We start from the raw sequence: 10,080 nt of genomic DNA on the forward strand, positions 1-10,080 counted from the left end.
GAACGTGCCGCCTCGCGGGGGAACGCGGCGGGATGCTACAGGCAGCGTCCATGCGCGCCGATCCGTCCCGTGCCAGCGAAAATGACTGCCCGGCTGGGCTCGGCGTGGTGATCCCGACGCTCGATGCCGCGGCGAGCCTCACGCGGACGCTCGACAGCCTTGCGGAGGGGCGCGACCTCCTCGCCGGCATCGTGGTGAGCGACGGGGAATCGACGGACGGCACGCCCGCCCTCGCCGCCGCGCGGGGCTGCCGGGTGGTGAGCGGGCCGCGGGGCCGCGGCGGGCAGCTCGCCCGCGGGGCGCGGGCGGCACCTGGCGACTGGCTGCTGTTCCTGCACGCCGACACCCGGCTCGCGCCCGGCTGGGCGGCGGCCGCTGCGCACCACATGCGGGAAAATGAGGGCTGCGCCGCGAGCTTCCGCTTCGCGCTCGACGACGACGGGCCGGCGGCCCGGCTCCTCGCCCGCGCGGTCGCTTGGCGCTGCTGCCTCCTCGCGCTGCCCTACGGCGACCAGGGGCTGCTGATCCCGCGCGGCCTCTACGAGGCGCTCGGCGGCTACCAGTCGCTGCCGCTGATGGAGGACGTGGACCTCGTGCGGCGCATCGGCCGGCGGCGTCTCGCGCTGCTGCCGATCGCCGCCGTCACCAGCGCGGCGCGCTACCGGCGCGCCGGCTACGGCCCGCGCGTGCTGCGCAACCTCGCCTGCCTGTCGCTCTACGGGCTGGGCGTGCCGCCGCGCCTCATCGCGAGGTTGTATGGGTGAGAGACCGACCCTGGTCGTGATGGTGAAGGCCCCCCGGCCCGGGCGCGTGAAGACGCGGCTCGCCGCGCAGGTCGGCCCGACCGAGGCCCTGCGCTTCACCCGCGCGGCCACCGCGGCGCTGCTGCGCCGCCTCGGCCGCGACCCGCGCTGGCGCCTCGTCCTCGCGGTGGCGCCCGATCACCTCGCCCAGGCGGGTTTTTGGCCGCCAGGGATCCCGCGGCTGCCGCAGGGGCCGGGCGATCTCGGAGCGCGGATGCAGCGCCTGTTCGACCGGGCGACCGGGCCGGTGGTGATCGTGGGCTCGGACATACCCGGCATCCGGCCCGGGCACGTCGCGCGCGCCGTCCGCCTCCTCGGTCGCGCCGAGGCGGTCTTGGGCCCGGCCGAGGACGGCGGCTACTGGCTCGTCGGCGCGCGGCGCCGGCCGCGGGTGCCGCGCCCCTTCGCGGGGGTGCGCTGGTCGGGCCCGCACGCGCTCGCCGACACGCTGAACAATCTTTCCGGCCCCGCGGCCTTCGCGGACCGGCTGGAGGATGTCGATACCCTGGAGGCGTGGCGCCGCTGGCGCCGGGCGGGTGCCCGGTGACGCCCCGCGAGATCGCCTGCGACGTCTGCGTGATCGGGGCGGGCGCGGCGGGGCTCTCGGTGGCGGCCGGGACGAGCCGGCTCGGCCTGCGCACCGTGCTGATCGAGCAGGCCGAGATGGGGGGCGATTGCCTCAACCGCGGCTGCGTCCCCTCGAAGGCGCTGCTCGCCGCTGCCAGGCACGCCGCGCCCGGGGCGGCGATCCCGGGCGTCGCCACGCGGGCGGATGTGGATTTCGCGGCCGTGAAGGACGGGCTCGACGGGGTGATCGCCACCATCGCCCCGCACGATTCGGCCGAGCGGTTCGAGGGGCTCGGCGCCACCGTGCTGCGGGACCGGGCGCGCTTTCTCGATGCCGGCACGCTCGCGGTCGGGGGGCTGCGCGTGCGCGCCCGGCGCACCGTCGTCGCGACCGGATCGCGCCCGGCGCTGCCCCCGGTGCCGGGGCTCGACCCGGCGCGGGTGCTCACCAACGAGACTGTCTTCGCCCTGCGCGTCCGGCCCGACCACTTGGTGATTCTCGGCGGCGGCCCGGTCGGCATCGAGATGGCGCAGGCCCATCGCCGTCTCGGCTCGGCCGTCACGCTGGTGCAGCGCGGCCCGATCCTCCCGCGCGAGGAGCCGGAGCTGGTGGCGATCCTGCGGGCGCGCCTGACGGCGGAGGGCATCCGGCTGATCGAGCAGGCGACGGTGACGGGAATCCGGCACCAGGGCGGCGTGCGGCTCATGGCCACCGTGGCGGGCAGTGCTGTCGAGGTCGCCGGCTCGCACCTGCTGGTGGCGGCGGGGCGCCGGGCGAACGTGGAGGATCTCGGCCTCGACGCGGCCGGCATCGCGCACGGGCCGGAGGGCATCCGGGTGGACCGGCGCCTGCGCACCAGCCGCCGCACGATCTACGCCCTCGGCGACGTGGTGGCGGGCGGCCCGCGCTTCACCCATGCGGCGGGCCATCAGGCGGGAATCGTGGTGCGCAACCTCGCCTTCCGGCTCCCCGCCAAGGTCGATGACCGGGCGCTGCCCCGGGTGACCTACACGGATCCCGAACTCGCCCAGGTCGGCCTCACCGAGGCGCAGGCCCGCGCCGCCGGCCACGCCGTGACGGTGCTGACGCAGCCGCTCTCCGCCAACGACCGGGCGGTGGCCGAGCATCGCCGCGAGGGGCTGGTGAAGCTGGTGGCGGGCCGGCGCGGGCGCCTCCTCGGCGCCGCCATCCTGGGGCCGGCGGCCGGCGAGGCGATCGGGCTGTGGTGCCTCGCGATCGGGCAGGGCCTGTCCCTGCGCGCGGTGGCCGGCGTGGTCCTGCCCTATCCGACCAACGGCGAGGCCGCGAAGGCCGCGGCCGGCTCGGCCTTCACCCCAGTCCTGTTCGGGCCGCGCACGCGCCGGCTGGTCGGCTGGCTCAACCGGCTGCCGTGAGGGGCGGCCCGCAACGCTGGGAAGCCTGTTCGGCGCCGCCGGACGAGGCGTCAGGGCAGGATCACCCTCACCGAGATGCCGCGGTGATCCGACACGCCGGGCGAGAAATCACCGGCCGACTCTCCCTTGATGCCCGGCAGCAACCCGACATAGTCATAGAAATCCCCGCCGAACGTGGTCGGCTTCGCGCTGGCGACGACGACGTACTTTCCGATCTTTCCGCTTTGATTGTTGTAGTTGAAATCGCCTCCGAAAGCCTGGACGTTGTTCTTGGCCAGGACCGTCGCGTGCGTGAGCGCGTTCACGTCATTCTGGTTGTCCTTCGTGCTCGGCCCGGCGGCATGCCAGGCCGCGGCCTTGATGGTGCCGGACAGGACCACGGGCAGCCGGCCGGGCGGCTGCTTGTCGTTGATACCGTACGTCTGAAGGGCGGCCGTCGTGGTCTTGCCCACCGTCTCCGGCTTCCAGAACACGAGATAACATTCGTTCCGCTGGGTCGTGTCGGCGGCATCGACCCTGACGCCCATGAGGTCGCGGGCGTAGGCCGTCTTGTACCGCTTCAGCCACGCGGTCACGGTCGCATCGGTCGGCATGAGGCCTTCCAGGATGAAGGTCACATCCGACTTGTCGAGCTGAGGGATGACCTTGTCGGCGATCTGGCCGGCACGCGTGTCGGTCAGGTTCTGAATATTCCAGTAGGAGATCAGGTACTGCTTCAATTGATCCTCGCGCGTTGCTTTGAATGGGAGGCCGCTCCCGTCAGCAGAACCTGCTTCATGAGCGGGCCGCGTCGCCGGGCGCTGCGGCGACGTGATGACGTTTCGTCCCGGGTGCTACCCCGCATCGAAGGCCGATTACTTGCGTCGCATACGTATCCGGTTGCAATAAAGAGTTTTCATACGGTTACTCTCGCGGTGTATCCGACTTACGGCGAAACAACATCAGACCGTTAACGCAATCCGTATTGACTCGCAATGCGATTCGTCATTCACATTCCCGCGCCGGATCGATCCGGACGCCACGTCAGCAGCGCATCAAGTCTTGGCCTGCACCATGGAGGACAGATCTCCACGGGGCGTGACGTGCGTCGATGTCGGGGAGCGGGGAGACACCACATGAGCGTCATCGGCACGATTTATAACAATATCGACAAGGTTCTGGGCGGCAGCGATGACAATCAGCTCTTCACGATGGTCCTTCCGGGCACCCTCCTGAACCGCGCGGATTTCAGTCAGGGCGCATCCACCGAGATTCTGCGCCGGAGCTCGAACCTCGCCGACGCGCTGCTCGACGTCTGCCAAGTCGCCGCCGGCCCGAACGGCCGGAAGCTGTCCAGCCAGTACGATGTGGCACTCAACAGCCTGCTGCCTGCGCTGAATCCCACGCTGGAGGCGCTTCGGCAGAAGCTTCGGGACGCCCTCAAGCAGACCATCGACATGGATCGGCCGGACGGAAGCAAGGCGACCGTCAACAAGCTCGAATGGTTCAACGTCCTGATCGAGAAGTACAACGACGAAATCTCGGCCTGGGACAAATCGCTGAACGCCGAGCGGGACAGCATCGCAGCGCGATTTCCGGACCCATCCGATCAGCCGAAACGCGAGGACGCGTTCAATACGTGGTACAGCGACGCTTGGCCGGAGGCGGAGCGGCGGATCCAGCAGGCTCATCTTCACACCTCGGAGCTTTTTTCGCCGAACGAGATGGCCCTGATCGAGAGCGTGCTCGATGTGGGAGACGACATCCTGACGGAGGCACGGGCGAACCTGAGCGGCGCGCGGCGGCGCTATCCGTCGGGCGACGCCTATCCGGTCGACTTCACGCCGAGCGACTGGGCCGATCTGCTCGTGAGCGCTTTCGACTACGTCGACCTTCTCAAATCGCCGGAAGCGATCGCGCTTCAGATCGACAACGCCCAGAAGATGCTCGATACGGCCACGGAGAATCTCAACATCATCGGGGCCGACATGCCCCAGGACATCCAGGGCGATCTGGACAAGCTCAACACGGCCCGAAGCGACTATCAGAGCAAGCAGGATGCCCTGCTGTCCACCTTCACCGACAATGCCGCGACGGCCGCGAAGATCTATCTCAGCAAGCACAATCAGAATGACAGCACGAAGGTCGCCGACATCAATGCGCTGACGAAGAAGCTGAACGACGGCCAAGGCGCCAAGAGCGTCGACGACAAGAAGAAGGGCGGCTCCCCGCTCACGCCGGCCGACGTCGACCAGCTGGTGAACGGCCAGAAGGCGCTCATCGCCGCCCAGTCGGCGGTCCAGGCCAGCGGCCTCGCGCTGGCGGATGCCAGCCTGAAGTACATGGGCGATCAGGCGCAGTACGTCGATCTCAAGCCGGAATACGAGAAGCTCAAGACGGCCGCGACCGAGATCGCCGGCCTGCAGAGGCAGCTCGCGGCGGCATCGAGCGTGCCCGACACCACGGTCGAGAAGCTCTTCTCCGACACCGCATCCGACCGCTTCAGCCAAGTCAGCCTCACGTTCAAGAGCGACGACATGAAGAAGGACTCGACGCTCAACACGAGCTTCGAGCAGACGAACTGGTCGGTCGATCTCTTCTTCGGCAGCGCATCCGGCGAGAAGACCACCTCGTCATCCGATTTCCACAGCAGCCTGCTGACCGCCTCCGCGGATCTGGAGATGGGCTTCCTGGTGGCCAAGGTCGCGGTGGATCGCCCGTGGTTCGACCCCGGCGTGCTGAGCCGGACGGTCGACATGCACTCGATCGCGACCTCCCGCATCTCGCCCGGAATCCTAACGCCCGCGGCCTTCAAATCGGCGGCCGGCACGATCCTGCCGACCTACCCGACCGCCTTCGTCATCGCGAAGGACATCACCATCAAGATCACCTTGAACTCCGGCCAGACGAACCAGGCCCGTTCGCTGCTCGACAAGCACGAATCGGAAGGAGGCGGCATCTTCTGCTTCAGCGTGTCCCACGTGAGTGCCGAGCATCACGACACGCAGTCGTTCTCGTCGCACGTGGAAGGCACGAGCGTGATCATCCGCATCCCGGCACCGCAGATCATCGGCTGGTACCAGGAGTTCCTGCCCGAGGACAGAAGCACGCCGCTCAAGGACGACGACGGCGAGTTCAGCCGCTTCCTCGGCTCCTACAAGGCGCTCACCGCGCCCGCATCGGACCGGCTGCGCGTGGTGCAGGCGGCCTGACGGGGCCGTGCGGCGCGGCCCCTCCGAGTGCGGTCCTGCGGCCGCCCGGTCACCGCGAGGGCGGAGCCGGCCGGACGGCCCGTCAGGTGGCGGCTCAGCCGCGCTTGCGGAAGGTCTTCTTCGGCAGGTCCGGCACGCCGGGCAGCGCCTCGACCTGCAGGTCGGCCGGGCCGGTGCGGCCGAAGCTGTGGGCGAAGCGCTCGGCCGCGCCGCCGCGGATCTCGAACTTCGTCTCGCGCTCGAAGATCCGGATGGCGCCGACCTCGTCGCGGGTGACGCCGCCGCGCCGGCAGAGCATCGGCAGCAGGCGGCGCGGGTCAGCGTTGTCGCGCCGGCCGACGTTGAGGCGGAACCAGACGCTCGGCCCCATCGGCGGGCGCGGCCCCTCGCGCCGGGCGGCCAGGGGCTTGCCGGTCTGGAAGCCCGGATCGGTCACCTCTTCGGGGGCGGGCAGGCGCGCCCGGTAGGCGCGCGCGAGCGCGGCGGCGAGGTCCTCGGGCGTGCGGCGGGCGAGCAGCACCTGGGCCATCGCCCGGTCCTCCTCGCTCGGCTCCTCGGTCAGGATCGCGTCCTCCAGCAGCCGCTCCTGGTCGAGGGCGCGGATCTCGTCGGCGGGCGGCGGGCCGGACCAGACCGGCACCACGCCGGCCCGGGCCATCAGCTCCTCGGCCTTGCGCCGCCGCGACGGCGGCACGAGGAGCACGCTGATGCCCTTGGCGCCCGCGCGCCCGGTGCGGCCCGAGCGGTGCTGCAGCACCTCGGCGTCGTGCGGCAGTTCGGCGTGGATCACCAGACCGAGCCCTGGCAGGTCGATGCCGCGGGCCGCCACGTCGGTGGCGACGCAGACCCGGGCGCGGCCGTCGCGCAGGGCCTGGAGGGCGGCGTTGCGCTCGTGCTGGCCGAGTTCGCCCGAGAGCGCCACCGCCGAGAAACCGCGCTCGGTCAGCACCGCCTGGAGGTGGCGCACCGCGTTGCGGGTGTTGCAGAACACGATGGCGGCGCGCGCCTCGACCTGGCGCAGGGTGTTGACCACGACGAGTTCGGTCTCGCGCGGCAGGATGCGCAGGGCGCGGTACTCGATGTCCGCGTGGCCGCGGGTCTCGCCCGCCACCGCGATGCGCTGCGCCTCGCGCTGGTAATTCTCGGCCAGCGCCACGATGCCCTTGGGCAGGGTGGCGGAGAACAGCAGCGTGCGCCGCGCGGCGGGCGTGGTACCGAGAATGAATTCGAGATCCTCGCGGAAGCCGAGGTCGAGCATCTCGTCGGCCTCGTCGAGGACGACGGCCCGGAGCGCCCCCGGATCGAGGTTGCGCCGCTCCAAGTGGTCGCGCAGGCGCCCCGGCGTGCCGACCACGATGTGGACGCCGTCGGCGAGCCAGCGGCTCTCGCGGCGCGGATCCATGCCGCCGACGCACGACACCACCCGGGCGCCGGCCGGCGCGTAGAGCCACGTCAGCTCGCGGTGGACCTGCAGCGCCAGTTCGCGGGTCGGCGCGATGACGAGCGCGAGGGGCGCGCCCGCCGGTCCCAGGGTCTCGGCGCCGTCGAGCAGGGTCTCGGCCATGGCGAGGCCGTACGCGACGGTCTTGCCGGAGCCGGTCTGGGCCGAGACGAGGAGGTCGCGGCCCGCCACGCCCGGTGCGAGGACGGCGGCCTGCACGGGCGTCGGGTCGGCGTAGCCCCGCGCGTCGAGGGCCTGGGCGAGAGGAGCGGGAACGGGAGGAAAGGCCACGGAAACGAGAATCCCAAGGGCGACGCGCGGGGAGGGGGAGAGATGGGGCTCCGGGCATGTGCCCGGAAGAGGCCCGGCCGCATCGGCGGCCCAACCATCGCGCGCAAGTCCCACGGGTCTGTGACGGAAGGCCGGGTGTTAGCGCGTCGGCGCCGGCCGGTCCAGCCCTGCGCCGCGCGGGGCCGTCACGCCACCGGCTCATGGGCCGCGGCGATGTGGCGGCGCAGGAAGGCGGCGGCGGCGCTGAGCGAGCGGCGGGCCTCGGGCAGGAACGAGGCGGCGAACTGCCACGCGTGCGGCACCACCGGCCAGACCGTGAGGGAGACGTCGACCCCGGCGGCGCGGGCCTTCTCGGCGAAGCGCACCGAATCGTCGCGCAGCAACTCGTTCGCGCCGACGTGGAAGAGGAGCGGCGGCAGCCCCGCGGGATCGCCGTGGAGCGGCGAGACCAGCGGGTCGGTGGGATCGTGGCCGGCGAGATAGGCCTCGACCAGGGCCGGCAGGCTCGCCGGGACGAACATGGCGTCGCGCCGGGCATTCGTCTGCATCGACTCGCCGGTGCCCTGCATGTCGGTGGCGGGCGAAAAGAGGGCCGCGGCGGCCGGGAGCGTCCGACCCTCCCGGGCGAGGCGCAGCATCAGCGCGAGGGCGAGGTTGCCGCCCGCCGAATCGCCCGCGAGGCCGGCCGGCCCCTCGGCCGCGAAGGCGGTCCAGGCGGCGGTCGCATCGTCGAGGCCGGCCGGAAAGGGATGCTCGGGGGCGAGGCGGTAATCGGGCGAGAAGATGCGGAAGCCGCGCTGCGCGAGCGCGCCGATCAGCGGCCGGTGCGTGCGGGCCGAGCAGGCGACGAAGCCGCCGCCGTGCAGGTAGAGGAGCCGCGGGGCCTCCGGCCCGGTTCCGTCCCGCTCGGCCCATTCGCCCGCGATCCCGCCGACCGTGCCGGGCCGAAACACGACGCCGGGCGGTTCGGGGAACTTCGCCGCGTCGAAGACCTTGCGCACCTGATGCACATCGGCGGCGCGGGCGAGGCGCGGCCGCACCTGCCAGCGGATCATCCACGTGAAGAAGTAGGCGCGCAGGGACGTCACGGGCTCAAGCCTTTCATTCACCGATGGCGCGGCCGATCAGGGCCCAGTAGCGCACCGGCATCAGGCGCTGGATGAAAGCCACCTGCCGCGCATCGTTGCCGACGATCAGGCGCGGGGCGCGGCGCTCCATGCCGCGCAGGATCTGGGCGGCGGCGGCCTCGGGGGGCAGGCGCAGATGGCGCTCGAAGGCCACGCGCCCGCGCACGGCTTCCGCCGGTTCGACGCCGCGTCCGGTGCGGGCGTTGCGGGCGATGGCGGTCGCCACGCCTCCGGGATGCACCACCATGACGGAGAGACCGGTGCCGGCATATTCGTGGCGCAGCGCCTCCGAGAAGCCGCGCAGGGCGAACTTGCTCGCCGCGTAGGCGGTCTGGCCCGGCGGGGCGATCAGCCCGTAGAGGCTCGACAGGTTGACGATCTGCGCCTCGGGCCGGCTCGCCAGGATGGGCAGGAAGGCGTGAGTCGCCCGCACCGCGGCGCGGAAGTTCACGTCCATCACCCACTCGAACTCGTCGAGATCGAGCTGCGCGAAGCGCCCGCCGAGCGCGACGCCGGCATTGTTGACGAGGATGTCGAGGGTGCCGTGCCGGGCGAGCACCGCCTCGGGCAGGGCCGCGATGCCGGCGGCATCGGTCAGGTCGAGCCGGTGGGCGCTCGCGCCCGGGAGTGCGGCGGCGACGCGCTCCAGCCCCTCCGCGTCGCGGTCGACGAGGGCGAGGCTCGCGCCCGCCTGTGCGAGCGCGGCGGCGAGCGCCGCGCCGATGCCGCTCGCCGCGCCCGTGACGAGCGCCACCTTGTCCCGCAGCACGAACGGCCGTCCCACGCACGCCTCCCGCGGCCCCTGGGCGGAGCCGGTCCCGGGATTGAATCGCCCGCCGGGCCGGCGAGCGCAAGCGTGCGGGGCGCGGGTCCGTCAGGCCGCGGCGACGGGCTCGGGCTTCGCCTGTTGGCCGATCGCCGGCAGTTCGACGTCGATCTCCAGCATCGAGACCGCGTTGCCGCGCTCCATGCTGATCTTCACCTTCTCGACGTCGATGGCGACGTGCTTGGCGATGACGGCGAGGATCTCCTCGCGCAGGACCGCCACGAGGTCGGTCCGCCCGAAAACCACGCGCTCGTGGGCGAGCAGGATCTGGAGGCGGTCGCGCGCGACGGGCGCCGAGCCGCGACGGGAGAGAAAATTCAGCAGGTTCATGCCGCCCTCCGTGGGAATAGCCGGGTGAGGAGAGACTTGCGCTCGGCCGGGATGGTCATGGGGACGGTCTCGCCCTTGAGGCGGCGGGCCGCGTCCGCATAGGCCCGCG

9 protein-coding genes and 1 pseudogene are annotated in these 10,080 nt (G+C 71.7%); 4 read left to right on the top strand and 6 right to left on the bottom strand.

Going from position 1 to position 10,080, the window contains the following annotated elements; translation table 11 throughout:
• The first annotated feature begins 32 nt into the window (after window positions 1–32).
• The 3 genes from ACKUB9_RS26895 to ACKUB9_RS26905 are packed head-to-tail and all read left to right on the top strand — an operon-like array spanning window position 33 to window position 2,765.
• The gene (locus ACKUB9_RS26895; protein ID WP_407529050.1) at window positions 33–764 is read left to right on the top strand and encodes a TIGR04283 family arsenosugar biosynthesis glycosyltransferase; all 732 of its coding nucleotides are present in this window, start codon (window positions 33–35) and stop codon (window positions 762–764) included.
• Window positions 757–1,350 (top strand): TIGR04282 family arsenosugar biosynthesis glycosyltransferase, encoded by a 594-nt coding sequence (locus tag ACKUB9_RS26900; RefSeq protein WP_407529051.1) that lies wholly within the window; start codon window positions 757–759, stop codon window positions 1,348–1,350. Before ACKUB9_RS26895 ends, ACKUB9_RS26900 begins: the two co-directional genes overlap by 8 nt.
• Window positions 1,347–2,765 carry a dihydrolipoyl dehydrogenase family protein gene (locus ACKUB9_RS26905; RefSeq protein WP_407529052.1) on the top strand — a complete coding sequence of 473 codons (1,419 nt, stop codon included), beginning with the start codon at window positions 1,347–1,349 and terminating at the stop codon, window positions 2,763–2,765. Before ACKUB9_RS26900 ends, ACKUB9_RS26905 begins: the two co-directional genes overlap by 4 nt.
• Before the next feature lie 50 nt (window positions 2,766–2,815).
• Here the strand turns inward: ACKUB9_RS26905 and ACKUB9_RS26910 are convergent, their stop codons facing one another.
• Window positions 2,816–3,484: a hypothetical protein gene (locus ACKUB9_RS26910; protein ID WP_407529053.1), complete on the bottom strand. Its 669-nt coding sequence runs from the start codon at window positions 3,482–3,484 to the stop codon at window positions 2,816–2,818.
• A gap of 396 nt (window positions 3,485–3,880) precedes the next feature.
• Between ACKUB9_RS26910 and ACKUB9_RS26915 the strand changes: the two genes are divergently transcribed.
• Window positions 3,881–5,956: a hypothetical protein gene (locus ACKUB9_RS26915; protein ID WP_407529054.1), complete on the top strand. Its 2,076-nt coding sequence runs from the start codon at window positions 3,881–3,883 to the stop codon at window positions 5,954–5,956.
• A gap of 94 nt (window positions 5,957–6,050) precedes the next feature.
• Here the strand turns inward: ACKUB9_RS26915 and ACKUB9_RS26920 are convergent, their stop codons facing one another.
• From ACKUB9_RS26920 to ACKUB9_RS26940, 5 genes and pseudogenes are all read right to left on the bottom strand, one after another.
• Window positions 6,051–7,688, bottom strand: coding sequence for a DEAD/DEAH box helicase (locus ACKUB9_RS26920; protein ID WP_407529055.1), 1,638 nt, complete (start codon window positions 7,686–7,688; stop codon window positions 6,051–6,053).
• Window positions 7,689–7,873: 185 nt separating this feature from the next.
• Complete coding sequence (locus tag ACKUB9_RS26925) at window positions 7,874–8,776, bottom strand: alpha/beta hydrolase (RefSeq protein ID WP_407529056.1); 903 nt, start codon at window positions 8,774–8,776, stop codon at window positions 7,874–7,876.
• 13 nt (window positions 8,777–8,789) lie between these two features.
• Window positions 8,790–9,599, bottom strand: coding sequence for an SDR family NAD(P)-dependent oxidoreductase (locus tag ACKUB9_RS26930; RefSeq protein ID WP_407529057.1), 810 nt, complete (start codon window positions 9,597–9,599; stop codon window positions 8,790–8,792).
• A 90-nt stretch (window positions 9,600–9,689) separates the two neighbouring features.
• Complete coding sequence (gene minE / locus ACKUB9_RS26935; protein ID WP_407529058.1) at window positions 9,690–9,971, bottom strand: cell division topological specificity factor MinE; 282 nt, start codon at window positions 9,969–9,971, stop codon at window positions 9,690–9,692.
• Window positions 9,968–10,080: pseudogene (locus ACKUB9_RS26940) on the bottom strand (septum site-determining protein MinD); the annotation flags it as partial. The gene minE and the pseudogene ACKUB9_RS26940, both read right to left, overlap by 4 nt.

The organism is Methylobacterium oryzisoli (assembly GCF_046557895.1).
GTDB classification, from domain to species: domain Bacteria; phylum Pseudomonadota; class Alphaproteobacteria; order Rhizobiales; family Beijerinckiaceae; genus Methylobacterium; species Methylobacterium oryzisoli.

Coding starts and splice junctions, on each gene's coding strand:
- ACKUB9_RS26915 (WP_407529054.1), top strand. CDS start 3,881: ATGAGCGTCATCGGCACGATTTATAACAATATCGACAAGGTTCTGGGC.
- minE (WP_407529058.1), bottom strand. CDS start 9,971: ATGAACCTGCTGAATTTTCTCTCCCGTCGCGGCTCGGCGCCCGTCGCG.
- ACKUB9_RS26900 (WP_407529051.1), top strand. CDS start 757: ATGGGTGAGAGACCGACCCTGGTCGTGATGGTGAAGGCCCCCCGGCCC.
- ACKUB9_RS26895 (WP_407529050.1), top strand. CDS start 33: ATGCTACAGGCAGCGTCCATGCGCGCCGATCCGTCCCGTGCCAGCGAA.